Below are 26,730 nucleotides of genomic sequence, written 5' to 3'. Positions count from 1 at the left end.
GCCCACCGACGGTGCAAGCCGGCGCGCCCCGGAGCCGCGTCCCGTCGGGGCGTGCTCATGGCGGACCGGCCAAACTCTCAGGTCACCCCGTACGGGGTGGATGACAGAGCGGGGAGCCCCTGCCCGTCCCGGGCCGTGCGTCGGCACGACCGGACGACCCCGTGGAGCACCCGTGACCGAGCTCGCCGTGCCGCCCGTCCCGTCCGCCGCCCCGACGCCCGGCGTCCCGCCGCGCCGCTCGCCGGCCGCCGACGGCTTCGCCGACCGGCACATCGGCCCCCGCGGGGACGAGACCTCCCGCATGCTCGCCGCGCTGGGGTACGACGACCTCGGCGCGCTCGTCGACGCCGCCGTGCCGGCCTCGATCCGCACGGACCGCCCGCTCGACCTGCCCGCCGCACGCTCCGAGGAGCAGGTGCTGGCGGACCTGCGGGCGATCGCCGGCCGCAACCGCGTGCTGCGCCCGATGATCGGGCAGGGGTACTACGGCACCGTCACGCCGGCCGTGATCCGCCGCAACGTGCTGGAGTCGCCCGCCTGGTACACGGCCTACACGCCGTACCAGCCGGAGATCTCGCAGGGTCGTCTGGAGGCGCTGCTCAACTTCCAGACCGTCGTGTCCGACCTGACGGGTCTGGACGTCGCGAACGCGTCGCTGCTCGACGAGGCGACGGCCGTGGCCGAGGCCGTCGCGCTGATGTGGCGCGCGTCGCGGGCGACGACGGGCACGGTCGTGCTGGACGCCGACCTGTTCGGCCAGTCGCTGGCGGTGGCACGGGGGAGGGCGCAGGCCGTGGGGCTGCCGGTCGTCGTCGCGGACCTCACCGACGGGCTGCCCGAGGTGGACGGGCCGCTCGTGGGCGTCGTCGTGCAGCAGGTGGGGGCGTCGGGCGCGCTGCGCGACCTGCGGCCGGTCGTCGCCGCTGCCAAGGAGCGCGGCGCCCTCGTCACGGTCGCCGCGGACCTGCTCGCGCTGACGCTCGTGACGTCGCCCGGCGAGCTGGGCGCCGACGTCGCGGTCGGCTCGGCGCAGCGCTTCGGCGTCCCGCTGTTCGGCGGCGGTCCGCACGCGGCGTTCATGGCCGTGCGCACCGGGCTCGAGCGCACGCTGCCCGGGCGCCTCGTGGGCGTGTCCGTCGACGCCGACGGCGCCCCGGCCTACCGCCTCGCGCTGCAGACCCGCGAGCAGCACATCCGCCGGGAGAAGGCCACGAGCAACATCTGCACCGCGCAGGCGCTGCTGGCGATCGTCGCGTCGATGTACGCGGTCTACCACGGGCCCGACGGGCTGCGGGCGATCGCGCGGCGGGTGCACGGGCGCGCGCGGGCGGTGCAGCACGGGCTGCGCGACCTGGGCGTGACGGTCGTGCACGAGGACGTGTTCGACACGGTGCGCGCGCAGGTGCCGGGCCGGGCGGCGGACGTGGCACGGGCCGCCGCCGAGGCGGGGATCAACCTGTGGGTCGCCGACGCCGACCACGTGCAGGTCGCGTGCGACGAGACCACGACGACGGCCGACGTGCAGGCCGTGCTGGACGCGTTCGTCGTCGCCGGCGTCACCACCGCCCCGGTCGGGACCGACGGGACGGCGCCCTCCGGTACGTCCGAGGGTGGGCCCGCCGAGCCGCGCGCCGAGCTGCTGCGCAGCACCGACTTCCTCACGCACCCCGTGTTTCACGTGAATCGTTCCGAGACGGCGATGCTGCGCTACCTGCGGCGCCTGTCCGACAAGGACCTGGCGCTCGACCGGACGATGATCCCGCTGGGCTCGTGCACCATGAAGCTCAACGCGACGGCCGAGATGGAGCCCATCTCCTGGCCCGAGCTCGCGGACGTCCACCCCTACGCGCCCGCCGACCAGACCCAGGGGTACGCGGCACTGGTCACCGAGCTGCAGGACTGGCTCGCGGAGATCACCGGCTACGCCGCCGTGAGCGTGCAGCCCAACGCCGGCTCGCAGGGCGAGCTCGCCGGGCTGCTCGCCATCCACGCGTACCACGAGGCCACCCGCGCCGAGGGCGCCGAGCACCGCGACATCTGCCTGATCCCCGCGTCCGCGCACGGCACCAACGCGGCCTCCGCGGCGCTCGCGGGCCTGCGCGTGGTCGTCGTCGCGACGGCCGGGGACGGTGAGGTCGACCTGGCCGACCTGCGCGCCAAGCTCGAGCAGCACGGGCCCCGCGTCGCGGCGATCATGATCACGTACCCCTCCACGCACGGCGTCTACGAGGCTCACGTGCGCGAGGTCTGCGACCTGGTGCACGCCGCGGGCGGGCAGGTCTACATCGACGGCGCCAACCTCAACGCGCTGGTCGGGCTGGCCCGACCGGCCGAGCTCGGGGGCGACGTCTCGCACCTCAACCTGCACAAGACCTTCTGCATCCCGCACGGCGGCGGCGGTCCGGGCGTGGGGCCGGTCGCGGTGGCCGCGCACCTGGCGCCGTACCTGCCCGGCGACCCGACGCCGGGCGCCGGGGTGCGGGGGGAGCGTGCCGCCGGGTCGGTCGTCGCGCCCGTCGCGGCCGCCCCGTGGGGCTCCGCCGGCATCCTGCCGATCTCGTGGGCGTACGTCGCGCTCATGGGCCCCGACGGGCTGCGGCGCGCCACGGAGACCGCCGTGCTCGCGGCGAACTACCTGGCCACGCGCCTGCGGGAGCACTACCCGGTGCTGTACGCCGGCCCCGGCGGGCTCGTCGCGCACGAGTGCATCCTCGACCTGCGCCCGCTCACCAAGGCCACGGGCGTGACCGCCGAGGACGTCGCCAAGCGGCTCATGGACTACGGCTTCCACGCCCCGACGCTGTCGTTCCCCGTGCCCGGCACGCTCATGGTCGAGCCCACCGAGAGCGAGGACCTGACCGAGCTCGACCGGTTCGTCGACGCGATGGTCGCGATCCGCGGCGAGATCGAGGCCGTCGCCGAGGGGCGCTGGCCGCTCGCCGACTCGCCGCTGCGCCAGGCGCCGCACACCGCCGCGTCGGTCGCGGCGGACGTCTGGGAGCACCCGTACGGCCGCGAGCAGGCCGCGTACCCCGTCGCGTCGCTGCGCACCGACAAGTACTGGCCGCCCGTGCGCCGCATCGACGGCGCCCGCGGCGACCGTCACCTCGTCTGCTCGTGCCCGCCCGTCGAGGCGTACGCGGACGACGTCCGATGAGCACGACCGGCCAGTCCCCGCAGCCCTCCACCGCGACCGGAGCCCCGATGACCGAGCAGCACTCGCCCCTGCACGACGAGCACGTGGCCCTCGGGGCCGCCCTCACCGCGTTCGCGGGCTGGCAGATGCCGCTGCGGTACACCTCCGACCTGGCCGAGCACACGGCCGTGCGCACGGCCGCCGGGCTGTTCGACCTGTCCCACATGGGCGAGATCGAGGTCGCGGGACCGGAGGCCGGCGCGTTCCTCGACCGCGCCCTCGTCGGGAACCTGAGCGGCCTGCGGGTGCTCGGCGCGCGCTACACGATGGTCGTCCAGGAGGACGGCGGGGTGATCGACGACCTGGTCGTCTACCGGACGGGGGAGCACACGTACCTCGTCGTCGCCAACGCCTCCAACCACGACGTGGTGCTCGCCGAGCTGCGCGAGCGGGCCGCCGGGACGGGCCTCGACGTGCGGGTCGAGGACCGCTCCGCCGCGACGGGGCTGGTCGCGGTGCAGGGACCGCACGCGCTGTCCGTCGTGGAGGCGGTGCCCGGTCTCACTCCGGACCCGGACGGCCTCGCGGACGTCACCCCTGCGACCCTGCGCTACTACGCCTGCCTCCCGATGCGGTTCGACGGGCGCCCCGTCCTCGTGGCCCGCACCGGGTACACCGGGGAGGACGGGTTCGAGTTCTTCGTCGACGCCGCCGGCGCCCCCGCCCTGTGGCGGGCGCTGCTGACCGCCGGGGCCGACCACGGGCTGGTCCCGGCCGGCCTCTCGGCGCGCGACTCCCTGCGGCTCGAGGCCGGCATGCCCCTGTACGGCCACGAGCTGGACCGCACCACCACCCCGCACGACGCCGGCCTGGGTCGCGTCGTCCGGCTCGACAAGGTCGACGCGGACGGTGAGCCCGTGCCGTTCGTCGGCCGCGACGCCCTCGCCGCGCGGGCCCACAGCGCGCCCGCACGCGTCCTCGTCGGGCTGCAGGGACTGGGTCGACGCGCCGCCCGGCACGGGTACGCCGTGCACGCGTCGACGCAGCCGGACGCACCCGTCGTCGGGACCGTGACCTCCGGTGCGCCGTCGCCCACGCTCGGCCACCCCGTCGCCATGGCGTACGTGACCCCCGAGGTGAGTGCCGAGGGCACCGAGCTCGCGGTCGACGTGCGCGGTCGGCGCGAACCGGTGCGCGTCGTGCCGCTGCCCTTCTACCGTCGTCCTCGGTGACCGCGGCCCGACCTGCCGCCCACCACGCCGTCCCGCCACCGCCCGACCCGACAGGAGCCCCCATGGCCGCCGAGCTGCCCACCACGCTGCAGTACACCGCCGAGCACGAGTGGGTCGACGACTCGTCGCCCGTGACCGTCGGCATCACCTCCGTCGCGGCCGAGGCGCTGGGGGACATCGTCTTCGTCGAGCTGCCCGCGGTCGGCGACACGGTCGAGGCGGGGTCGGTGATCGGGGAGATCGAGTCGACCAAGTCCGTCTCCGAGCTGTTCTCCCCGGTGTCGGGCACGGTGGCCGAGGTCAACCAGGCGGTCGTCGACGACCCCTCGCTGGTCAACGCCGACCCCTACGGCGCCGGTTGGCTGCTGCGCGTCGACATGACGTCCGCGGGTGCGCTGCTGACCGCGGACCAGTACCGCGCGATGAACCCCTGACGGAATGGGGTAGGTGGTGCTACCCAGGACTGCGCCGTCCGGGGGACATCATCGGCGTCCCGCCATGCGTCCGGGTGCTTGCCCGAACGGGTGATGTGACGCACAGTGCTGAACGACGGCCTTCACTCGTGACGTATCAGGGGGTTCCGAGAGTCGTCATGTCAGGTGCAGCTATCGGCACCGCGGGGGGGATCTCACGGTGATTCGAGGAGAACGGCCGATTCCGCGTCATACCCACGACGCATGTCGCTCTCATCCGGTACGCAGCCGACGCGGGTCCGGAGAGTCCGGGCCCGCCGCCCACCGGAGGACATCATGACCATGCTGGACACGAGCGTGACCTTGCACACGACGGCGGCCCACACGCTGACCCGCCGCGAGCGGGTCGTGCTGGCGGAGCTCGCCGAGGACGTCACGCTCGAGGAGATCGCGACGCGGCTGTTCGTCACCCGTAACACCGTCAAGTCCCAGGTGCGCAGCGTCTACCGCAAGATCGGCGCGTCGACGCGTGCCGAGGCCGTCGCGTGGGCCGAGGCCCACGGCATCCGCTGACCCGCACGCCCAGGGCCGGAGGGTCTGCCTCGGCAGCGCTCCGCCCACCGCTCGTCCCGCCCGGGCGGACCTCCCCGGCCGTACGTGACGACCCGCACCCGCCACGCCACACCGTCGTGACGCGGCCGCGGCGGGCGGCGTCACGCCGCCGTGACGACCGCGCCGGACGGGGGCCCGTCGTCCCGACAGGACGACGCACAGCGGGTGCACGTCCTCCTCACAGGGTTGTGACCTGCGAGGGTGCGCACCCATGACGACGCTGTGACTCGCGGGCCCACGTCGCCATGACGCCTCCGCGACGTCCGGCCGCGGATCGTCCACCGCACACCGGTGCGGGCGGACTGCCGTCCGTCCCTCGTGACCCTGCTGTGATGCGCGGCTGGCAGACTCGTGCCATGACTCCTGTGCTGGTCGTGGCGGCAGCCGTCGTCGACGACCTCGACGACCCGCGTCTGCTGCTCGCCGCGCGTCGTGCCACCCCCGCCAGCCTCGCCGGCCGGTGGGAGTTCCCCGGCGGCAAGGTGGAGCCGGGTGAGACGCCCGAGGAGGCCCTGCACCGCGAGCTCCGTGAGGAGCTCGGCGTGCGCGTGGGCCTCGGCGTCGAGCTGCTCGGCCCCGACGGCGGGGTGTGGCGGCTGTCCGACCAGTACGTCATGCGCCTGTGGTTCGCCGAGGTCGTGGAGGGCGAGCCCGAGCCGGTCGTCGAGCACGACCAGCTGCGCTGGCTGCCCACCGGGCAGTGGCTCGACGTGCCGTGGCTGGACGCGGACGTCCCGATCGTCGAAGGGCTGCTCGAGTTCGTCGCCGGGTTCGCCAAGGATGCGCGCTCCGTGGACCGCTCCGCCTGAGCCCGCGGACGCCCTGCCCGCTGAACGCGGACTCGCCGTCGTGCGACGGCCGAGCCGGCCGCCGCTCGGCCTGTTCGCCGTGAGCGAAATCGGCCTCCTGAACGGTTGGCACTCTCGACCCCCGAGTGCTAATTCTTGAGGTGTAGCCAGCCGGCGGCCGAGCCCGCCGGGAGCACCGGGGCACCGGGAGGTCCGGTCCCCACGTCGAGGAGGTGATGGGCCGTGGCTACTCGTTTCGACCCGTTCCAGGAGATGGACCGCGTGCTCGCACAGGTGCTGGCGTCCGACCGCGCGTCGGCCACGATGCCGATGGACCTGTACCGCGACGGCGACCACTACGTCCTGAACGTCGACCTGCCGGGCGTCGACCCCGGCACCGTCGACGTGAGCGTGGACGACCGCACCCTGACCATCCGTGCCCAGCGCAGCGCCCGCCCCGAGCACGACGTCCAGTGGCTCGCCAAGGAGCGCCCCGTCGGCCAGTACGCGCGGCAGCTCACCGTGGGCCGCGGCCTGGCGCTCGACCGCATCAACGCCACCTACGCCGACGGCGTGCTGACCCTCACGGTTCCCGTGGCCGAGGAGGCCAAGCCGCGCCGCATCGAGGTCCAGCACGGCACCGGCACGACGCCCATCGAGGCCGGCTCCGCCGACTGACCGGCGCTCCGAGCGCCCGGGTACCAGGGCTGGATCGCTCCGGGAGCGATCCAGCCCTTTCCTGTCGGAGGGTGGTTGAGCACCCCTGGGAGGCCGGCCGTCCGCTGCTGCGGGGGCGACGTCGCGCGGCGCGCGGGATGGGTCAGCGCGGCGCGCGGGATGGGTGAGCGCGGCGCGCGCGATGGGGTCAGCGCGGCGCGCGGGATGGGGTCAGCGCGTCGCGCGGGGTGACGTCAGCGCGGAGCGGCGAGTGTCGTCGTGAGGCGGTCGAGGGCCTCCGTCAGGATCCCGGTGGACGTCGCGAGGTTCAGGCGGACGTGACCCTCGCCGCCGGGTCCGAACGTCGGCCCCGCGTTCACGGCCAGGCGCCCGCGCTCCAGCAGGAGGCGTGCCGGATCGGCCCCGGTCGACGCGACGGCCGGCACCTCCCGCAGGTCCAGCCAGGCGAAGTACGTCGCGGCCGGGCGGTGCCACCGCGCCTGCGGCAGCCGGTCGGCGAGCGTCGCGGCGACGAGGTCCCCGTTGCTCCGCACGGCGGCGAGCACGTCCGCGAGCCAGGCGTCGCCCCGGCGGTAGGCCGCCTGGTGAGCGATCGACGCGACGTGGCTGACACCGTGGCCGACGATCTCCGGCAGGCGGCGCAGGTCGTCCGCCGCGGGGCCGGGGATCGCCAGCGCCGCCTTGAGGCCCGCCAGGTTGAACGCCTTGGACGCCGAATGCAGCGCGATCGCGTCCGGGATCACGGTGGTCGTCGGCACGAACGGCTCGTCGCCCACGACCAGCGGGGCGTGGATCTCGTCGGCCACCACGCGCACGCCGTGGCGGGACGCGAGCTCGCCGACGCCCCGCAGCTCGTCGGCGGAGTGGAGCGTGCCGGTCGGGTTGTGCGGGTGGCACAGCAGGTACGCGCGCGCGTCGCGGAACGCCCGGTCGAGGGCGTCGAGGTCGAGACGACCGGCGGGCGTGAGCGGTGCGTCGACCACGCGCCGGCCGGCGTGCTCGACGAACGCGCGGAACGGCGGGTACACGGGCGGGTTCACGACGACGCCGTCGCCGGGCGCCGTGACCACGGCGAGCACCTCCGCCGCACCGATCATCACGTCCGGCACCATGCGGGTGCGCTCCACGGGGACGTCCCAGCCGTGCTGCCGCGCGGCGAACTCGGCGAACGCCTCGGCGTACGCCACGCCCCGAGGGCTGTTCGGGCCCGGTTCGTAGCCGGTGTCACCTGCCGCCACCGCGGCGGTGGTGGCGTCCACGACCGCGTCGAGCGGGAGGACGTCCATCTCGGCGACGAACGCGGGCAGGACGTCGTCGGGGTAGGTGTGCCACTTCAGCGAGGTGCGCCGCCGCAGGTCGGCGACGGTGACGTCGAACGGTGAACCCATGCCCGCAGGGTAGGGCTGCCGCGGGGTGGCCCGCCCGCCGCGCCGGGCGGGGGAGGGCTGGAGCGCCCTCGCGCGGGCCCCGGAGCGACGGCGAGGCCCCGGTCGCCGGGTGGCGGCCGGGGCCTCGGGTCGTGCCGTGGGCGTCAGAGCGTGGCGCGCACCGTGCGGGTGGCGGCGACCAGGTGCTCGAGGGAGGGGGTGACCTCCTCGTAGCGGCGGGTCTTGAGGCCGCAGTCCGGGTTGACCCAGAGCTGGTCGACGGCGATGGTGCGGACCGCCTCGGTGAGCAGCTCGGTGACCTCCGCCTCCGAGGGGACGCGCGGCGAGTGGATGTCGTAGACACCCGGGCCCACGGCGCGCGGGTACCCGGCCGCGGCGATGTCGCCGAGGATCTCCATCTTCGAGCGCGCGGCCTCGATGCTGGTCACGTCGGCGTCGAGGCCGTCGATCGCGTCCATGATCTCGCCGAACTCCGAGTAGCACAGGTGCGTGTGGATCTGGGTGTCCGGGCGCACGCCCGCCGTCGAGAGACGGAACGAGCGGACCGACCAGTCGAGGTACGCGGCGTGGTCCTTCTCGCGCAGGGGGAGCAGCTCGCGCAGCGCGGGCTCGTCGACCTGCACGACCGCGATGCCGGCGGCCTCGAGGTCGGCGATCTCGTCGCGCAGCGCCAGGGCGACCTGGTTCGCGGTGTCACCGAGCGGCTGGTCGTCGCGGACGAACGACCACGCCAGGATCGTCACCGGGCCGGTGAGCATGCCCTTCATCGGCTTGGCCGTGAGGGACTGCGCGTACTGCGCCCACGCCACCGTGATGGGTGCGGGCCGCGACACGTCGCCCCACAGGATCGACGGACGCGTGCACCGCGACCCGTACGACTGGACCCAGCCGTTCTGCGTGACGGCGAACCCGTCGAGGTTCTCGGCGAAGTACTGGACCATGTCGTTGCGCTCGGGCTCACCGTGCACCAGCACGTCCAGGCCGATGCGCTCCTGCAGCTCGACGACGCGGCGGATCTCCGCCTTCATCTCGTCCTCGTACTGCCCCGCCGTCAGCTCGCCCTTGCCGAAGGCGGCGCGCGCCTTGCGGATCTCGGGGGTCTGCGGGAACGAGCCGATGGTCGTCGTCGGCAGCGCCGGCAGGTCGAGGCGGGCGGCCTGGGCGGCCTTGCGCTGGTCGAACGGGCCGCGGCGGAACTGCTCGTCGGTCAGGGCGGCGGCACGCTCGCGCACCTCCGGACGCACGACGCCCGGGGCCGTCGCGCGGGAGCGTACCGCGTCGGACGCGGCGAGCAGCTGCTCGTGGATGGCCTCGCGGCCCGCGGTCAGGCCCTCGGCGAGCGTCGCGACCTCGCGGACCTTCTCGTCCGCGAAGGCGAGCCAGGAGACCAGCGTGCGGTCGAGCGCCGGCTCGTCCTCGAGCGTGTGCGGGACGTGGAACAGCGACGTCGACGTGCCGACGGTGACCGCGGCGGCGCCGAGCGTCCCGAGCTGCTCGAGGACCGCGAGCTTGGCGTCGAGGTCGGCGCGCCAGATGTTGTGGCCGTCGATCACCCCGCCGACGAGCGTCTTGCCGGCGAGGCCGGGGACGGTGACGGTCGGCGCGTCGCCGCGGACGAGGTCGAGCGCGAGGCCCTCGACGTCGGTGGCCGCGACGACGGGCAGCGCGGCACCGAGGTCGCCGTACGGGGCGGCGAGCAGGATGGCCGGGCGCTGCGGGCGGGCGAGCTCGGTCGCCAGTGCGCGGTAGGCGCGCGTCGTGGCGTCGGCGAGGACCTCGGCGGAGACGCCGACGGAGTCGGAGACGAGCGCGGGCTCGTCGATCTGCACCCAGGTGGCACCGGCGGCGGCGAGCTCGGCGAGCAGCCGGGCGTACACGGGGAGCAGGTCGTCGAGGCGGTCGATCGGCGAGAAGCCGGCCGGGGCGTCCTCCGTCGGCTTCGCCAGCGCGAGGAAGGTGACGGGACCGACGACCACGGGCCGGGTCAGCACGCCGTCGGCCAGCGCCTCGGCGAACTCCGCGACGGGTCGGTCCGACGCGTAGCGGAACGCGGTGTCCGGGCCGATCTCCGGGACGAGGTAGTGGTAGTTCGTGTCGAACCACTTCGTCATCTCGAGCGGGAGGTCGTCGCCGCGGCCGCGGGCCACGGTCGAGTAGCCGGCCAGGTCGAGGCGGCCGTCGGCGTCCTGCAGGTCGGCGAACCGGGCGGGCACGGCGCCGACCAGCGCGGTCGCGTCCAGCACCTGGTCGTAGAACGAGAACGCGCTGGGGATGGCCGGGGCGTCGGTGGCCAGCCCGAGCTCCGCCAGGCGGGTGCGGGTGCGGCGGCGCAGGTCGGCCGCGACGGCCTCGACCTCGTCGGCCGAGGTCCGGCCGGCCCAGAACGCCTCGAGGGCCTTCTTGAGCTCGCGGCGCGGGCCGATGCGCGGGTAGCCGAGGACGGAGCCTGCGGGGAAGGCCGGGGTCGCCGGCGCGGGCGTGGTGTCGGTCATGACAGGGTTCCTCGCGGTGTCGTCGTGGTCGCGTCGGCGGGGGTGCCGTCGGGCGCGGTGAGGTCGTGGGCGGCGACGGTGCTGCGGCGGCCGCCGACGAGGTCGGCGCCGTCGAGCAGGTCGAGCGCCGCCTCGTGCTTGTTGAAGGTGTAGACGTGGACGCCGGGCGCACCGCCGTCGAGGACCCGGTTGACCAGGTCGACGCCGGCCCGCGTGCCGCGGCGGTGCCGCTCGACGGGGTCGTCGGTGGAGCCGAGCAGGTCGAGGAGACGGTCGGGCACGGGGACGCCCGTGAGCTCCTGGACGCGGTGCAGCCGCGCGGGGTCGGTGGTCGGGATGATGCCCGGCACGATCGGGATCGTGACGCCCGCGGTGCGGGCCTCGGCGACCAGGCCCAGGTAGGCCTCGGCGTCGAAGAAGACCTGCGAGATCGCGAAGTCCGCGCCCGCCTCCTGCTTGGCCAGCAGCGCCTGGACGTCCTGGGCGCGGGTGCCGCCGGTGGCGTGGTTGCCGCGGGGGAACGCCGCGACCGCCACGGACAGCGGGCGGACGCGGGCGCGCACGGCCTGTGCGGCGCTGCGGCCGCACCGGCGGCGCTCGATCTCGCGCAGCAGCTCGACGAGCTCGGCGGCGGTGTGCACGCCCTGCGGGTGCGGCCGCCAGTCCGGCTCGCCCGCGGGCGGGTCGCCGCGCAGCGCGAGGAAGGAGCGCACGCCCTCGTCGAGGAACTCCTCGACGATCGTGGTCACCTCGTCGCGCGAGGTCCCGACGCAGGTCAGGTGGGCGATCGGGTTGAGCGACGTCTCGCGCAGCAGCCGGCGGACGAACGCTCGCGTGGTCTGCCGCGTGTGGCCCGACGCCCCGTAGGTGACCGACACGAAGTCGGGCTCGACGGACTCGAGCTCGCGCACGGTCGCCCAGAGCCGGGGGGCGGCGTCCGGGTTGCGCGGGGGGAACAGCTCGAAGGAGACCGTGGGGCGGTCCAGGGCGCCCGCCGGGTCGGTCCGACGCCGTGCGGCGCGGGAGGGCTCCGGCGCCGCCGACGCCGGCCCGGACGCCGCCGCGGAGCTCGTCGGCGGGGCGGTGGTCGGGATCTCGGCCACGACGCTCATCGCGCCGGACGCGCAGCTGTCGGGTGGGACGCCCCGCACGAGGGGTCGGTGGCACGGTCGCGCACGCTCATCGTCACTCCATCGTTCCTGGCGGAAGCACCCACACCCTCGCGAGGAGGGGGGTTGCTGCGGCGTCGTCGAGCCAGGTCTCTCAGCCGCTCTGGATGGTCGCCGAGGATCGTACGCCTGTGCCCGGATGGCGGACAGCGCTACTCGGAATGTGAGACGCCCTCGTCCGGCCCGCAGGCGTCGCGGGCGGTCGTCGACGGCGGCGCTCGCCGGCCCCCTGCAGGTCAGCGGCGCCGACGCTGCAGGACCGAGCCCTCCCGGCTCGTGCGCTGGTGCGGCAGCCCCGGGGACGAGGTGGGGACCAGGACGGGGACCGCCAGCAGACCGTGCTGGACGGCCTCGAGCACCACGGCGTCCGCGTCGTCCTCGCTCAGCCACGCGTCGTGCGCGGCCCGTACGGCCGCGTACCGCCCGTCGAGCTCCCGATCCTCCGCCATGCGGGCACACTAGCCGCGAGGTGGGCCCGTGCCGAGCCCGTGGGCGCGCTGTCACCCTGGGGGAGTATCGGCGCCCGTCGCGGCGGCCGCCCCCCGCCGCACCACGACGCAGCCCTCGAGGTGGTCGTCCACCACCCCGCACGCCTGCATCGCCGCGTACGCGGTGGTCGGGCCGACGAACCGAAACCCGTGGCTCTTGAGCTCCTTGGCCAGCGCGGCGGAGTCCGGCGTGCTGGACGGCACGTCCGCGAACGTGCGGGGCCGCGGCCGCGGCCCGGGCGCGTACGACCACAGCAGCTCGTCGAGGGTGCGCCCGGACGCGTGCAGCGCGAGCACGGCGCGCGCGTTGGCGACGGTCGCCTCGATCTTGGCGCGGTTGCGCACGATCCCGACGTCGGCGAGCAGCCGCTCGACGTCGTCCTCGCCGAACCGGGCCACCGCCTCGGGGTCGAACCCGGCGAACGCCTCCCGGAAGGCGGGCCGCTTGCGCAGGATCGTGATCCAGGCGAGCCCGGACTGGAACGCCTCGAGGGCGAGGCGCTCGTACAGCGCGTGCTCGTCGTGCACGGGCACGCCCCACTCGTCGTCGTGGTAGGCGGTGTAGAGGGGGTCGCTGCCACCGAAGCAGCGGAACGGCGGCGTGGGTGCTGACGTCATGCCCCGAGTCTGGACCGGCCTCCCGACGGCCCGCGCCCCGCGCGGCGGCGCGGTGGGGACCCGCGCGCGCCGCAGGGCTGTGGGCGGCCGGACGAGCGCCGGGGCCGCCGGCGCACGGGAGCCGTCAGGTCAGGCCGGCGAGGGTCTTGCGGATGCGCGTGGGGCTCACGGGCACCGGCGTGCCGAGCTGCTGGGCGAACAGGCTGACGCGCAGCTCCTCCAGCAGCCAGCGGACGTCGTCGAGCGTCGCGTCGCGGGCCGGGTCGGGGGAGGCGGTCCGTGCGCGCTCGCGGGCGCCCGTGTACAGCTCCTCGACGTCGTGCACCTGCCAGGCCAGGTCGGCGTCGCGGGTGGGGTTCTCCGCGGCCTTGGCCAGGCGGTGCCGCGCGGCGCGCAGGTAGCGGACCAGCTGCGGCAGGCGCTCGGCGCCGACCTCGGAGACGAACCCGTCGTGGACCAGGCGGGCCGACTGCTCCCGCACGTCCTGCGCGGTGGCGAGCAGCGCGAGGCTGTTCGCGCCGCGGACCTCGGCGTCGAGCTCCCGCGACGCGGTGAGCACGGTGACGAGGTCGCCGACCACGCGGTGCACGTCGTCCTCCAGGCCGTCGCGGACGGTCGCGCGCAACGTCGCGTACGCCTCGGCGTCGCGTACGTCCCGTGCCGTCCGCCCGCCCAGGTGGCGGGCCACGAGCCGGTCGATCGACGCGAGCTGCACGTCGGCGACCAGCGCGTCGGTGCTCGGGTACGGCGACGCGGCCAGGGCGAGCGCCTGCGTCCCGCTCCAGCGGCTGGTCACCCGTGCGGTCGCCAGGCCGACGTCGAGCAGCAGCAGCCGGCGCAGACCGCGGCGCGCGGCCGCCTGCGCGACGGCGCCGTCGGCCAGGACGCGCAGCGCGACGCCCGCCCGCGGGCCCGTGCCCTCCTCGACGATCGTCGGGTAGGCACGCACGACGCCGCCGGCGGCGGTGGTCGCCTCGACCACGTCCGGCAGCGGGGCGGGCAGGTCGGGCCAGGTCGTCAGGCCGGTGCGCTCCAGGTCGGGGGTCGGGGCGCCACCGGGGCCGGGGGTCGGTCCGGGACGTCCGGTCGCGCGCGGGGTGCCGCCCGGGCCCGGCTGCTTCCCCGCGTCGGCACCGCGGGCCGGGCGACCGGACCGCTCGGCGTCCCCCGCAGCCGGGGTGGTGGTCGCGGGCACGCCCGCCTGGGCGGCGGCCTCCTCCATGGCGGCGCGCACGGCCGTGCGGACGGCGGACGCGACGGCGTCCTGCGCCCGGTCGGCGTTGCGGCGCTGCAGGGCGAGCAGGTCCTTGCCCTCGTCGATGACACCGCCGCGGTCACCGACCACGCGGAACGTCATGCGCAGGTGGGCGGGCAGGCGGTCCTCGTCGACGGCGTCGGGGGGCACCTCGACGTCACGCAGCGCACGCACGGCCCGGGCGAACATCTCGCGGAACGACGGGGCGGCGTCGCCGGCGCGCACGGTGTCGACCCACGACGCGGAGTGCTCGTCGAGCCACGCGTCGACAGCCCGCGCGACGTCCGGCGCGGGCACGAGCTGCACGCGCACCGGCTTGGGCAGCGCGCGGATCGTCGCCGTCAGCAGCTCGGCGCGCATGCCGGGGACCATCCAGTCGAACCCCTCGGGCCGCACGCGCGGCAGCTGCGAGATCGGGATGTGGACGGTGACCCCGTCGGCCTCGGTGCCGGGCTCGAACTGGTACGTCAGCGGGAACGACAGCTCACCCTGCGGCCAGCGCGACGGGAACGCGTGCTCGTCGATCTCCGCGGCGTCCTCACCGACCAGCAGGTCGCGCGTGAACGACAGCAGGTCGGGGTCGGCGCGCCTCGCGGATTTCCACCAGGTGTCGAAGTGCCGCGCGGAGACGACCTCCGGCGGGATGCGCGCGTCGTAGAAGTCGTACAGCGCGTCGTCGTCGACGACGAGGTCCCGGCGGCGGGCGCGCGCCTCGAGCGCCTCCGCCTCGTCCAGCAGGCGGCGGTTCTCGTGGAAGAACGCGTGGTGCGTCGTCCACTCGCCCTGCACGAGCGCGTGCCGGATGAACAGCTCGCGGGCCTGCTCGGGGTCGGTCCTCGCCAGCAGCACGCGGCGCTGCGCGACGACGGGCACGCCGTACAGCAGCACCTTCTCGTTGACCATGGCCGCGCCCTGCCGCGTCGACCACGCCGGCTCCGAGTACGTGCGCTTCACCAGGTGCGCGGCCGCCTCCTCGACCCAGTCCGGGTCGACCTTCGCGACGTCGCGCGCCCACAGCCGGGACGTCTCGACGAGCTCGGCGGCCATCACCCACGACGGGGGGCGGCGCGACAGGCCGGACCCGGGGAAGATCGCGAAACGCGCTCCGCGCGCGCCCAGGTACTCGTTGCGGGCGCGCGCGTCGGGGCGGCGCGGCTTGCCGTCGCGGCCCTTCGGCGCGTTGCCGGCGGCCACGTCGGTGACGAGCTGCATGCCGATCTGGCTGAGCAGGCCGGGCAGCATCGCGCGGTGGATCGCGTCACCGTCCCACGTCCAGCGGGTCTGCACGGCATCGGGACGCTCGACGGTGCCGGCGTCCTGCGTCGGTGCGCCCGTCGGGGTGTGCCGGCCGCCGTCGCGGCGCCCGTCGCGCCCGTGCCCGTCGGCCGCGGGGGCGTCGTCGGACGTCGGGGTGGGGGCGCCCTTGGCGTGCACGCCCAGGCCCTTGGCCATCTCGCGCAGCTGCGTGACGACGTCCTGCCACTCGCGCACGCGCAGGTAGTGCAGGTGCTCGGCCTTGCACATGCGCCGGAACGCGGAGCCGGACAGCTCGCGCTGCCGGTCGCGCAGGTACGTCCACAGGTTGAGGTAGGTGAGCAGGTCCGACGACGGGTCGGCGAACCGCCGGTGCAGCGCGTCGGCCGTCTCACGGGACTCGGCGGGGCGCTCGCGCGGGTCCTGGATCGACAGGGCCGCGGCGATGACGAGCACCTCGCGCGCGACGCCGCGGCGGCCGGCCTCGACGACCATGCGCGCCAGGCGCGGGTCGATGGGCAGCTGGGCGAGCTGGCGGCCCGTCTCGGTCAGGCGCGTGCGGCCGTGGACCTCCTCCAGCGCGTGCAGCTCGGTCAGCAGGGCGACGCCGTCGCGGACCGACCGCACGTCCGGCGGGTCGACGAACGGGAAGTCGACGACCTCGTCCGGGGACGTCACGACGCCCACCGCGATCATCTGCAGGATCACGGACGCCAGCGACGTGCGCAGGATCTCCGGCTCGGTGTACTCCGGGCGGGACTCGAAGTCCTCCTGCGAGTACAGGCGGATCGCGATGCCGGGCGCCACACGCCCCGAGCGCCCCGACCGCTGGTTGGCCGACGCCTGCGAGACCGGCTCGATCGGCAGCCGCTGCACCTTCGTCGCCTTGGAGTACCGCGAGATGCGCGCGGTCCCGGGGTCGACGACGTACCGGACGCCCGGCACCGTCAGCGACGTCTCGGCGACGTTGGTCGCCAGGATCACGCGGCGGCGCGTGTGCGGCTCGAAGACGCGGCGCTGCTCGGCGGCCGACAGCCGCGCGTACAGCGGCACGATGTCGACGCCGTTCGGGTGCTTCGGGTCGACACGCGGGCCGAGCGAGCCGCGCAGCGCGTCCTCCGCGTCGCGGATCTCGCGCTCACCGGACAGGAACACGAGGATGTCGCCGGGGCCCTCGGCCATCAGCTCGTCGACGGCCTCGGTGATGCCCGTGACCATGTCGCGGTCCGGGCCGTCGTCGGGGGACAGCGGCTGGTACCGGATCTCGACCGGGTAGGTGCGGCCGCTGACCTCGACGACCGGGGCCGGGACGCCGTCGGGGTGCTCCGCGGTGGGCGGGCCGGCGAAGTGCCGCGCGAACCGGTCGGAGTCGATCGTCGCCGACGTGATGACGAGCTTGAGGTCCGGGCGCTGCGGCAGCAGCCGCGTGAGGTACCCGAGGATGAAGTCGATGTTGAGGCTGCGCTCGTGCGCCTCGTCGATGATGAGCGTGTCGTACATCCGCAGCATCGGGTCGCGCTGGATCTGCGCGAGCAGGATGCCGTCGGTCATCACCTTGACGAGCGTCGAGTCGGACGACTCGTCGGTGAACCGCACCTGGTAGCCGACGACGCCGCCCAGCGGGACGTTCAGCTCGTCCGCGATGCGCTCCGCGACGGTGCGGGCCGCGATCCGCCGGGGCTGCGTGTGGCCGATCTGGCCGGCGCGGCCGCGGCCGAGCTCGAGCGCGATCTTCGGGATCTGCGTCGTCTTGCCCGAGCCGGTCTCACCCGCGACCACGACCACCTGGTGGTCGCGCAGGGCGTCGGAGATCTCCCGGCGGCGGGCCGAGACGGGGAGCTGCTCGGGGTAGACGATCGCGGGGAGGGCGACCGCGGCGCGGGCCTCGGCGGTGCGCGCGAGGCGGGCGTCGTCGCGGCGGGTGCGGTCGGCGCGGGCGGGCTTGCGACGCTCGTCGCGACGAGGGCGGCCGCGGTCGTCGTCGGCGCGGCCGCGAGATCCGTCACCGGCGGCACGTTCGTCGCGACGTCGCCCCTCGTCGCCACGTCCCGGACCCTGACCCCTGCCGCGGCCGCCGCGACGACGACCCGTGGGCGTGCTGCGGGCGTCCGTGCCGGTCGCGTCCGCGCCACCCTGCGCGGCAGCGCCCCCGGGGGACGTGCCCTCGGGGGCGGCGGGGGTGGGATCGGACGTGCTCACGACCGTCCATCCTCGCAGGACTCTGCGCGACGGCTCATCCTGATACCGCCGACGGGCGCACACGCCGGGCGTGCGGGGTCCCCTGTGCCGAGAGTCCTGGCTCCACGACTGCACCGCGTACGGCATCGTGCGGGAGATGTCGCACACGGCCTGCCATCAGGTCGTCGCCTGCCGCACGGACTCCACGTCGACGAGCCCCTGCACCACGGGCCCGATCATCACCAGGTACATGAGCGCGAAGAACAGGGCCCCGAGCAGCGTGAAGCCGATCGCGTTGCCGACGGCGCCGGGTCCGCGCAGGTGGCCGAGCACCTTGCGGACGAGGTGCGGGGGGTGCTTGACGTCCCAGGAGTTCAGGCGCACGTGCCGGCCCAGGTAGATGCCGAACGCGACGAGCACCAGGAGCACGCCCTCGATGACGCGCGCCGACGTGCCGGCCAGGGGTGTCGCGGTGTCGTCCCCGCCGACCACGAGCAGCACCAGCACCATGAGGAACACGTTGAGCACGGTCGTCAGCACGCCGGACATCGCCAGCACGAGGACGAGCAGCACGTCGTACCACTCGGGCACGCGCTCGCCCTCGCGGCGGTGGTTGAGGTTGAGCTCGGTGATGAGGTAGCCGGAGTTCGGCAGCAGCAGCAGCCACACCAGGCCGAGCACCACGGCGACGGCCCACACCGCCGGCCGCGGCACGCCCACGACGACCAGCGGCAGCACCACGACGACGGCGAGCCCGAGGACCACCAGCGGCGCGACGGACAGCACGAGGTTGAGCAGCATCGGCCGGTACAGCCGGGTCCGGTAGACGGGCGCCCGTGCGACGACCAGCGCGGCGGCGAACACGTTCATGAGCAGGACGCCGATGATGAGGCTGGTCAGCACGCGTGCTCCCTCTCGTCCGGAAGCGCCCATCATGGCGGCACGGGCACCCGCGCTCCAGGGACGGGCGCGCAGGGACCGTCAGGGGCAGGTGTCGGTGGCCGGCACCCCCGCGAGCCGGTCGCGCGTCCACGCGAGGAGGTCCGGGACCAGCGGGGAGTCCGCCTCGACCAGCGCGACGTGGTCGAGCCCGTCGTAGGCGCGGTGCTCGACGGCGTACCCGGCGGCGCAGCGGGCGGCCACGTACTCGTCCTGCGAGGACGCGACGACGATCGAGTCGGCCGTGCCCTGCGTGACGAGCAGCGGTGCGGCGATCGGCCCGGACGGCACGTTCTGCGTCAGCCGGTCGCCGAACGCCCCGGTGAACGGGTCGGCGTGCGCCCACACGGGCTGGTCGAGCAGCAGCGCCGTCAGCGCGGACACGACGACGCCGCGGTCGGCGAGGCACCGGTGCGCCATCTCCCGCACGACGGTCCGGGCGCCCGGCCGCACGACGTCGGCGAACCGCACGTCCGGGTACGTGGCGGCGTAGCCCTCGGCCAGGTACGACGCGAACAGGGCGCCCACGGACACGTCGGGCAGGTGCGCGAGCAGCGCGGTCGGGTTCGACGCGGGCGCCAGCGCCGCGACGCCCAGCAGGTCGACGTCCGGTGCGTAGTCGGGCGCGACGATCCCGGTCCACAGCGCCGCGCCGCCGCCCTGCGAGTGCCCCCAGACCACGTGGCGGTCGCTGAGCGCGACGTCGTCGAGCTGGTGCGCCGCGCGGACGGCGTCGAGCACGTCGTGCGCCGCGGGCTCCCCGACGAGGTAGGCGTGCGGCCCCGCCGTGCCGAGGCCCGCGTAGTCGGTCGCGACGAGCGCCCAGCCCTGCGCGAGCACGTCGTCCTGGACGAACAGCGCGCCGGCGGCGAGGCCGTCGGGCAGCACGGACGGTGCGCAGCCGGGCGTGACGCCCGTCGTGCCGTGCGCCCACGCGACGACGTCCGCAGGCTCGCGGGCGTCACCGGTCGCCGTGTCCGGTGCGACGACCAGGCCCGAGGCGACCGTCGGCGTGCCGTCGCCGCGCGTCGTCGTGTAGAGGATGCGCCACGCGGTGGCGCCGTGAGGGATCTCGGCGCTGGTGAACGGCTCGCTGCGCACGAGGCGCCCGGGGGCGTCCGGGACGTCGGCGGGTGCGGCGTAGAAGTCGTCGGGGCGGGCGGTGCCACCGTCCAGGGCGACGCCGACCGCGGCGAGGGCGAGCGTCGCGACGAGCGCGGCGACGTTCACGACGAGCCGCCCGCGTCCCGGCCGGGCGCGGCGGTCCTGCCGCGACGGGCGGCGCCGCCACGTGCCGCGCAGCGCGGCCGCGACGCCGCGGATGCCGGTCACCAGCACGCGGATCCCCACGAGCACGGCCACGACCAGCACGGTCACGTCGGGCCACGCGAGTGCCAGGACGCCGAGCACGACCGACGTCACGCCCGACAGCGCGGCGTTCGCCCGGCCGGTGCCGCAGCCCCGCCGGGCGGCCAGGGCGTCCAGCGCGCCGTCGACGACGAGCGCGACGCCCACCACGCGGGCCAGCACGGCGATCGTCGGCCCGGGCCAGACGACCACGACGCCCGCGGCCAGCAGGTACGCGACGCCCGCGAGCCACCACCAGCGTGCCGCCGCGCCCGCGTCCGAGGCCGCGGTCGGGCGGTCCGCCACCAGGTGGACGACCCCCAGCGCGGTGAGCCCCGCGACGACGGCGACGACGAGCACCGCGAGGGACACGAACGGCCGCAGCGCCAGGACGGCGCCCACGGGCACCGCCAGCGACGAGACGACGAGCAGCGCCCACCGCGCGCCCGGGTGCGCACGTCGCGCGGGCTGGACCATGGCGTGAACGTAGCGACCCGCGGACGCTCGTCGTGCATCAGGTCGTGATCGCGTCGCGCGGGGTGGTCCCGGGAGGGAGCGGCCCGCGTGCGGATGAGAGAGTGCTCACCTTTTCGGGTGATCCGGTCCTCGTCCGGTCGTGGAGGGCGGCATGCTGGTCCCTGGGCGATTCGTCCGGATCGCCGCCGACGTCGACGGGAGCGCCGTGCTCGCACAGCCGTGGCCGCCCCCGGCCCCGGGCCCGCGGCAGCCTCGCGACGCGCACGGGTCCGTGTGGGCCAACGACGTGGGACGTGCGCTCGTGCGGCGCGCGGGACCGCCGCTCCCCACCGTGGACGCGGTGGCCCCCGCGGGGTGGCCCACCGCCGACCCCGCGACCCGCCGCCGTCGTGGTCAGGGGCAGCGCGGTGAGCGCGACCCGTGGGTCTCCGACGGTCCAGAGCCCGACGCGCCGGCGCGCGCCCGTCCGCTGCCCGCGCGGTGGCTGCCGCAGGAGGAGTGGATCCCCGACCCCGCGCCGGCCCCCGAGCAGCGCTGGACGCCGGAGCAGGACTGGCTCGGTCTCTTCGCCGCGCAGGCCGGCCCGCGGCCGGCCGACGAGCACGCCCTCCCGCCGCCGCCCAGGGGTCGCGGGTGGCTCGTCGCGGTGGCGGCGGTGCTGCCGCTGGCGCTGGTCGCGGCGCTCGTCGCCGCCCTGGCCTGACGGCGCCCCGGACCGGTCGCGCCCGCGTCGCTACCGTGGGCACGTGAGCGACGCGACCCCCGGCCCCACCGCCGCCCCCGACGCCGAGCTGCGGACCGACGGTGAGCGGCGCACGGTGCAGGCGCTGGACGCCGCCGCCATCCCCTACGTCCGGACGCGGCACGGGCGCGTCGGGTCTCTCGCGGAGGCCGCCGCCGCCCGCGGCATCGAGCCGGCCGACCTGGTCAAGACCATCGTCGTGCGCCGCGGCGAGGACGACTTCCTGCTGGTGCTGCTGCCCGGCGACCGTCAGATCTCGTGGCCGCGGCTGCGCGCCCTGCTCGGCGTCTCGCGGCTGTCCATGCCGGACGCCGCCGTGGCCAAGGACGTCACGGGCTTCGAGCGCGGCACCATCACCCCGTTCGGGACCACCCGCACCTGGCCGGTGGTCGTGGACCGGCGCGCGACGGGGCGGCGCGTGTCGATCGGCGGTGGTGGCCACGGCGTCGGGATCGAGCTGGCGACCGACGACCTGGTGCGTGCGCTGGGTGCCACCGTCGCGGACGTCAGCGACGACGGCTGACGCCGCGCAGGTCACGTTCCGGTCACAGCCGACCGGCGGTCGGGGTGCCGTCCGGGAACACCGACGGGTCCGGTCGTGTTGGCAGGCAGCGAGGCGTCGTCCCGCCGCGCCGATGTGGGCGGTGGTGGGTACCGTCTTCCCGCCCGTCGCACCCCGGTACGACGACGTACCGGCCCGAGGCACGAGGAGCACGAACGCCCATGACCGAGCTCACCAGCGCGGCACTCGAGAGCACCCCCGACCCGACGGACCACGAGATCCGTGTCGAGCACCGCGGGGGTCGGGCCGTCGTGTGCCTGGTCGGTGAGATCGACGCGTCCCTGCGCGAGTCGGCCTCCGCGTCGATGGGCATCGCGCTGATGAGCGGGCTGCCGCTCCTGGTCGACGCCAGCGAGGCGACGTTCATCGACTCGTCGGGCGTGGCGTTCGTGCTGCAGCTGCACCTCGCCGCGTCCGAGGCGGGGGTCGACCTGAGGCTGCACGACCCGCACCGCGTGCTGCGCGACCTGCTCGACATGGTCGGTCTGGGAGAGGCGGTCCCGGACGACGTGTGACGCGCGGCCGCGGGTCGACCGCGGCGATGTCGGACCGCTCGGTTACGTTCCGGGCATGCGGTTGCTGCACACGTCGGACTGGCACCTGGGGCGCTCCCTGCACGGGGTCGACCTGCTCGACCACCAGGCCGCGTACCTGGACCACCTGGTCGACCTGGTGCGCGCGGAGCGGGTCGACGCGGTCGTCGTCGCCGGCGACGTGTACGACCGGGCCATCCCGCCCGTGGAGGCCGTGACCCTGCTGTCCGACACCCTCGCGCGGCTCGCCGAGCACACCACCGTCGTGGTGACGTCGGGCAACCACGACTCCGCGACCCGGCTCGGCTTCGGGTCCCAGCTCATGCGCGAGCGCGTGCGGCTGCGCACGCGCGTCGCGTCGCTGGCCGAGCCGGTCGAGGTGGGTGACGTGCTCGTCTACGGGCTGCCGTACCTCGACCCGGACGTGTGCCGGGCGGAGCTCGCACCGGTCGACGCGACGGGCACGCGCACGCTGCTCGCGCGCTCGCACGAGGCCGTGACGTCCGCCGCGATGGCGCGCGTGCGGGCCGACGCGGCGACCCGGCGCGGGTCCACGCGGCCGCGCGTCGTGGTGGCCGCGCACGCGTTCGTCGTGGGCGGCCGGGCCAGCGAGTCGGAGCGGGACATCCGCGTCGGCGGCGTCGACCACGTGCCCGCCGCGGTGTTCGCCGACGCCGACTACGTCGCGCTGGGCCACCTGCACGGCCCCCAGGTCGTCACCGGGCCGGACGGCACCGTCCTCCGGTACTCCGGCTCGCCCCTCGCGTACTCGTTCTCCGAGCAGCACCACACCAAGTCCTCCGTGCTGGTGGACCTGTCCGGGGCGGCGCCCGTGACGACCCTCGTGCCCGCGCCGGTGCCCCGCCGCCTGAGCGACGTGACCGGCCCGCTCGACGACCTGCTCGGCGCCGCCGGTGAGCCGTACGTCGGGGACTGGGTGCGGGTGACGGTGACCGACGACGCGCGCCCCGCCGACCTGTTCCGCCGTGTCCGCGAGCGGTTCCCGCACGCGCTGGTCGTGCAGCACCGGCCCGCGCGGCCCGACGAGGAGCGTGCGCGGCCCGTGCTGGTCACGGCCGCCGCCGACCCGGTCGAGGTCGCCGCGGACTTCGTCGCGCACGTCACCGGTGCCCGGCCCACGGCCGCGGAGCGTGCGGTGCTGCGTGCCGCGCACGAGCACGTCGCCGCCGCGGAGCGGAGCGCCTGATGCGGCTGCGCTCGCTGACCGTCCAGGCCATCGGCCCGTTCGCCGACCGGCACACCGTGGACCTCGACGCCCTCGGCGCGTCCGGGCTCTTCCTGCTCGAGGGCCCCACGGGCGCGGGCAAGTCGACGCTCATCGACGCGATCGTCTTCGCGCTGTACGGCAAGGTCGCCGGCGCCGACGCCTCGGACGAGCGGCTGCGCTCCGCGTACGCGGCCGACGACGTCGAGAGCGTCGTCGACCTGGTCTTCGAGGTGCCCGCCGGCATCTACCGCGTGCGCCGCACGCCCGCCCACCAGCGCGCCAAGCGCCGCGGTCTGGGCACCACGACCGCACAGGCGAGCGTCAAGGCGTGGCGGCTGCCGCCCGACGCCGACGTGTCCGGCGGCCCCGACGCCCTCGACGGCGTCGGCGTGCTGCTCGGCACGCGCCTGGACGAGGTCGGGGCCGAGCTGCAGCGCGTGGTGGGGCTGGACCGCACGCAGTTCGTCCAGACCGTGGTGCTGCCGCAGGGGGAGTTCGCGCGGTTCCTGCGCGCGACCGGCGAGGAGCGCCGGGTGCTGCTGCAGAAGATCTTCGGCACGCAGGTGTACGAGCAGATGCAGCAGCGGCTCGCTGCCCTGCGGGCCGAGGCCGCGCGCACCGTGGAGGCCGCGCGCGGGCGCCTCGGGGAGTCGGTCGCGCACCTGCTCGGCGCGTGCGCCGGGGGACCCCAGGAGCAGGACGCGGCCCGCGCCGCGCTCGAGGAGGCGGTGCTCGCCACGCCCGCCGCACCCGCGGTCGGCCAGGTGCTCGCCACGCTCACGGCCGGGCTGGACGCCGTCGCCGACGCGCTGACCCGCGAGGCGGACACCGCGCGCGGCGCGTGCGAGGCGGCGCAGGCGGTGCACGAGCAGGCCCGCGCGACGGCCGCGCTGGTGGCCCGGCGCGACGCGCTGCGCGCGGAGCACACCCTGCTCGACGCCGCCGCCGCCCGGCACGCCGACGACGTGGAGCGCCTGGGCCGGGCACGGTCCGCCGCGGCGGTGCGTCCGCTGCTGACGGGCTGGGAGGAGGCCCGCACCACGCACGCGTCGGCCACCAAGGCGCTGGTGGCGGCGGCGGACGTCGCACCCGCCGACCTGCTGCCCGCGGACCTGCCGACCCTCGACGTGCCGGCTCGCGACCTGCCGACCCTCGACCTGCCGAGCCTCGACCTGCCGACCCCCGCCCCGCAGCCGGGTGACCCGGCGGACGGCGACCCGGCGGCGCTCGGGCTGCCGGCGGCGCTCGGACTGCCGGGTGCGCTCGGCGAGGACGCGCTCGGCGCCTGGCGGCCCCACCTGCGGGCGGAGCACGACGCGGCGGCGGCCGCGGCCGCGTCGCTGCGCCGTACCGTCGACGTCGAGGCGGGGCTCACCGAGCGGCGCCGCGCGGTCCGTGACCTCGCGGCCGTGCTCGACGACCTGCGGGCCGAGGTCGACGCGGCCACGACGTGGCTCGCGGACCGTCCGGCGGCGCGGGCCGTGCTCGAGCAGGAGCGCGACGCGGCACGCGCGCAGGCCGGGCGGGCGGACGCGGCCGAGGCGGCGCGCACCGCCGCCCGCGCGCTCGTCGCCGACGTGCAGGCCCTCGTCACCGCGCGGGCGGACCTGGCGACGGCCGAGGCCGCCGTCGCCGCCGCGGCCCAGGACGCCCGCGCCGCGCTCGGCGCCGAGGCCACCCTGCGGGCCGCACGGGTCGCCGGACTCGCGGGTGAGCTGGCAGCGGACCTGGCGGACGGGGACCCGTGCCCGGTGTGCGGCGCCTGCGAGCACCCCGCGCCGGCGACCGTCGGCGCCGACCACGTCACGGCCGAGCAGGTGCAGGTTGCCGAGCAGGCGCGGGCGGACGCCGAGTCCCGGCTCGCGGCGGCCGGCGCACGGCGCGCAGGGCTCACGGAGCGGGTCGACGGCCTCGCCGCGCGCACCGGTGAGCACGACACCGGGTCCGCCGGGGCGGCACTGCGCAGCGCCGACGCCGAGGTGGCAGCGGTGGCCGCCGCGGCCGCGCGGGTGACCGAGCTCGACGCGCAGCTGACGGCCCACGACACGGCCACCCGACGACGCGAGGCCCTGCGGGACGAGGTGCTGGCGCAGGTGCGTGCCGCCGAGGTGACGCTCGAGACGGAGCGCGACGCGCTGGGCCGCGCCGAGGCCGAGGTCGTCGAGGCGCGGGCGGACCACCCGACCGTCGCCGCCCGGCACACTGCGCTCGAGGCACGCGCACGGCAGGCCGTCGACCTGCTGGACGCGCTGGACGCCGAGCGCTCGGCCGCCGCCGACGCGGGCCGCCGCCGTCGGGAGCTGGACGCCGCCCTGGCCGAGCACGGCTTCGCCACGGACGCCGCCGCGCGCGACGCGTGGTGCCGCCCGCCCGAGCTCGCGGAGCTCGAGCGGCGCGTCGTCACGCACACCGCCGACCTCGCGCGCGTGACCGCGGGGCTCGTGGAGCCCGCGGTCGCCGCGCTGCCGGACGACGTGACCGTCGACGTGGCCGGTGCCCGGGCCGCCGAGGTCGCCGCCCGTCAGGTCGCCACGGACGCCGACGGCCGGGCGCGCGTGGCGGCGTCCCGCGCCGAGGCGGCCGGTGACGCCGCCGAGCGCGTCCGCCGCGCCGCGGAGGGTCTCGACGCCGCCGTGGCCGCGGCCGCGCCGGTCACCCGGATGGCGAACCTCGCGTCCGGCACCGGCTCCGACAACGCGCACGCGCTGTCGCTGGCCACGTACGTGCTGGGCCGGCGGTTCGAGGACGTGGTGGCCGCGGCCAACGAGCGGCTCGCGGTCATGTCCGACGGGCGCTACGAGCTGGTGCGCTCCGACGAGAAGGAGGACGTGCGCGCGCGGGCGGTGGGCCTCGCGATGCGTGTCGTCGACCACCGCACCGAACGCGCGCGCGACCCGCGCACCCTGTCGGGGGGCGAGACGTTCTACGTGTCGCTGTGCCTCGCGCTCGGCATGGCCGACGTCGTCACCGCCGAGGCCGGGGGCGTCGAGCTCGGCACCCTGTTCGTCGACGAGGGCTTCGGGGCGCTCGACCCGCACGTGCTCGACCAGGTGCTCGCCGAGCTCGGTAGGCTGCGCCAGGGCGGCCGCGTCGTCGGCATCGTGTCGCACGTCGAGGCGCTCAAGCAGGCCGTGGCCGACCGGATCGAGGTGCGCCCGACCCCGGGCGGACCCAGCACCCTCACCGTCCTGGCCGGCTGAC

General features: G+C 75.9%; 19 protein-coding genes and 1 riboswitch. Of the genes, 11 read left to right on the top strand and 8 right to left on the bottom strand.

Features of this window, described 5'->3' with window-relative positions:
- Positions 1 to 100 precede the first annotated feature (100 nt).
- The 6 genes from gcvP (at position 101) to J1G43_RS00815 (ending at position 6,859) form a co-directional block, all read left to right on the top strand.
- Positions 101 to 3,157: an aminomethyl-transferring glycine dehydrogenase gene (gene gcvP, locus J1G43_RS00840; protein WP_207377754.1), complete on the top strand. Its 3,057-nt coding sequence runs from the start codon at positions 101 to 103 to the stop codon at positions 3,155 to 3,157.
- Positions 3,154 to 4,368, top strand: a complete 1,215-nt coding sequence (gcvT, locus tag J1G43_RS00835) for a glycine cleavage system aminomethyltransferase GcvT (RefSeq protein WP_374191780.1) — start codon at positions 3,154 to 3,156, stop codon at positions 4,366 to 4,368. Before gcvP ends, gcvT begins: the two co-directional genes overlap by 4 nt.
- A 62-nt stretch (positions 4,369 to 4,430) precedes the next feature.
- Complete coding sequence (gene gcvH / locus J1G43_RS00830) at positions 4,431 to 4,802, top strand: glycine cleavage system protein GcvH (protein ID WP_207340131.1); 372 nt, start codon at positions 4,431 to 4,433, stop codon at positions 4,800 to 4,802.
- Between the two features lie 315 nt (positions 4,803 to 5,117).
- Positions 5,118 to 5,354 (top strand): helix-turn-helix transcriptional regulator, encoded by a 237-nt coding sequence (locus J1G43_RS00825; protein WP_207340132.1) that lies wholly within the window; start codon positions 5,118 to 5,120, stop codon positions 5,352 to 5,354.
- Between the two features lie 395 nt (positions 5,355 to 5,749).
- Positions 5,750 to 6,202, top strand: a complete 453-nt coding sequence (locus J1G43_RS00820; RefSeq protein ID WP_207340133.1) for a (deoxy)nucleoside triphosphate pyrophosphohydrolase — start codon at positions 5,750 to 5,752, stop codon at positions 6,200 to 6,202.
- A 222-nt stretch (positions 6,203 to 6,424) separates the two neighbouring features.
- Positions 6,425 to 6,859 (top strand): Hsp20/alpha crystallin family protein, encoded by a 435-nt coding sequence (locus tag J1G43_RS00815; protein WP_207340134.1) that lies wholly within the window; start codon positions 6,425 to 6,427, stop codon positions 6,857 to 6,859.
- Between the two features lie 233 nt (positions 6,860 to 7,092).
- On the opposite strand, the gene J1G43_RS00810 is transcribed toward J1G43_RS00815, so the two are convergent.
- The 8 genes from J1G43_RS00810 to J1G43_RS00775 form a co-directional block, all read right to left on the bottom strand.
- Positions 7,093 to 8,247 carry a MalY/PatB family protein gene (locus tag J1G43_RS00810; RefSeq protein ID WP_207377753.1) on the bottom strand — a complete coding sequence of 385 codons (1,155 nt, stop codon included), beginning with the start codon at positions 8,245 to 8,247 and terminating at the stop codon, positions 7,093 to 7,095.
- Between the two features lie 143 nt (positions 8,248 to 8,390).
- Positions 8,391 to 10,739: a 5-methyltetrahydropteroyltriglutamate--homocysteine S-methyltransferase gene (gene metE / locus J1G43_RS00805; RefSeq protein WP_207340136.1), complete on the bottom strand. Its 2,349-nt coding sequence runs from the start codon at positions 10,737 to 10,739 to the stop codon at positions 8,391 to 8,393.
- On the bottom strand, positions 10,736 to 11,851 hold the full coding sequence (locus J1G43_RS00800) for a methylenetetrahydrofolate reductase (protein ID WP_207340137.1): 1,116 nt from the start codon (positions 11,849 to 11,851) through the stop codon (positions 10,736 to 10,738). The genes metE and J1G43_RS00800 overlap by 4 nt, the downstream gene beginning before the upstream one ends.
- 64 nt (positions 11,852 to 11,915) lie before the next feature.
- Positions 11,916 to 12,022, bottom strand: a riboswitch (SAM riboswitch).
- Positions 12,023 to 12,144: 122 nt separating this feature from the next.
- Positions 12,145 to 12,357, bottom strand: a complete 213-nt coding sequence (locus J1G43_RS00795; protein ID WP_207340138.1) for a hypothetical protein — start codon at positions 12,355 to 12,357, stop codon at positions 12,145 to 12,147.
- Positions 12,358 to 12,408: 51 nt separating this feature from the next.
- Positions 12,409 to 13,014 (bottom strand): DNA-3-methyladenine glycosylase I, encoded by a 606-nt coding sequence (locus J1G43_RS00790; RefSeq protein WP_207340139.1) that lies wholly within the window; start codon positions 13,012 to 13,014, stop codon positions 12,409 to 12,411.
- Between the two features lie 124 nt (positions 13,015 to 13,138).
- Positions 13,139 to 17,722: an ATP-dependent RNA helicase HrpA gene (gene hrpA, locus J1G43_RS00785; RefSeq protein WP_207377752.1), complete on the bottom strand. Its 4,584-nt coding sequence runs from the start codon at positions 17,720 to 17,722 to the stop codon at positions 13,139 to 13,141.
- Positions 17,723 to 17,878: 156 nt separating this feature from the next.
- Positions 17,879 to 18,604, bottom strand: coding sequence for a DUF1361 domain-containing protein (locus J1G43_RS00780; protein ID WP_207340141.1), 726 nt, complete (start codon positions 18,602 to 18,604; stop codon positions 17,879 to 17,881).
- Between the two features lie 78 nt (positions 18,605 to 18,682).
- Positions 18,683 to 20,464 carry a lipase family protein gene (locus J1G43_RS00775; RefSeq protein ID WP_207377751.1) on the bottom strand — a complete coding sequence of 594 codons (1,782 nt, stop codon included), beginning with the start codon at positions 20,462 to 20,464 and terminating at the stop codon, positions 18,683 to 18,685.
- A gap of 151 nt (positions 20,465 to 20,615) precedes the next feature.
- Between J1G43_RS00775 and J1G43_RS00770 the strand changes: the two genes are divergently transcribed.
- From J1G43_RS00770 to J1G43_RS00750, 5 genes are all read left to right on the top strand, one after another.
- Positions 20,616 to 21,167 carry a hypothetical protein gene (locus tag J1G43_RS00770; RefSeq protein WP_207377750.1) on the top strand — a complete coding sequence of 184 codons (552 nt, stop codon included), beginning with the start codon at positions 20,616 to 20,618 and terminating at the stop codon, positions 21,165 to 21,167.
- 43 nt (positions 21,168 to 21,210) lie between these two features.
- Positions 21,211 to 21,729 carry an aminoacyl-tRNA deacylase gene (locus tag J1G43_RS00765; protein WP_207377749.1) on the top strand — a complete coding sequence of 173 codons (519 nt, stop codon included), beginning with the start codon at positions 21,211 to 21,213 and terminating at the stop codon, positions 21,727 to 21,729.
- Positions 21,730 to 21,929: 200 nt separating this feature from the next.
- Positions 21,930 to 22,283 carry an STAS domain-containing protein gene (locus tag J1G43_RS00760; protein ID WP_207340145.1) on the top strand — a complete coding sequence of 118 codons (354 nt, stop codon included), beginning with the start codon at positions 21,930 to 21,932 and terminating at the stop codon, positions 22,281 to 22,283.
- Positions 22,284 to 22,338: 55 nt separating this feature from the next.
- Entirely contained in the window at positions 22,339 to 23,508 is a 1,170-nt protein-coding gene (locus tag J1G43_RS00755) for an exonuclease SbcCD subunit D (RefSeq protein WP_207377748.1), read from the top strand.
- Positions 23,508 to 26,729, top strand: coding sequence for an AAA family ATPase (locus J1G43_RS00750; protein ID WP_207377747.1), 3,222 nt, complete (start codon positions 23,508 to 23,510; stop codon positions 26,727 to 26,729). The genes J1G43_RS00755 and J1G43_RS00750 overlap by 1 nt, the downstream gene beginning before the upstream one ends.
- The last annotated feature ends 1 nt before the right edge of the window (position 26,730 follow it).

Origin of the sequence: Cellulomonas sp. zg-ZUI22 (assembly GCF_017353535.1) — a bacterium.
Taxonomy (GTDB): domain Bacteria; phylum Actinomycetota; class Actinomycetes; order Actinomycetales; family Cellulomonadaceae; genus Cellulomonas; species Cellulomonas wangleii.
Note: the sequence above shows the minus strand (reverse complement) of the source record. Positions and strands in the feature narration are given on the sequence as shown.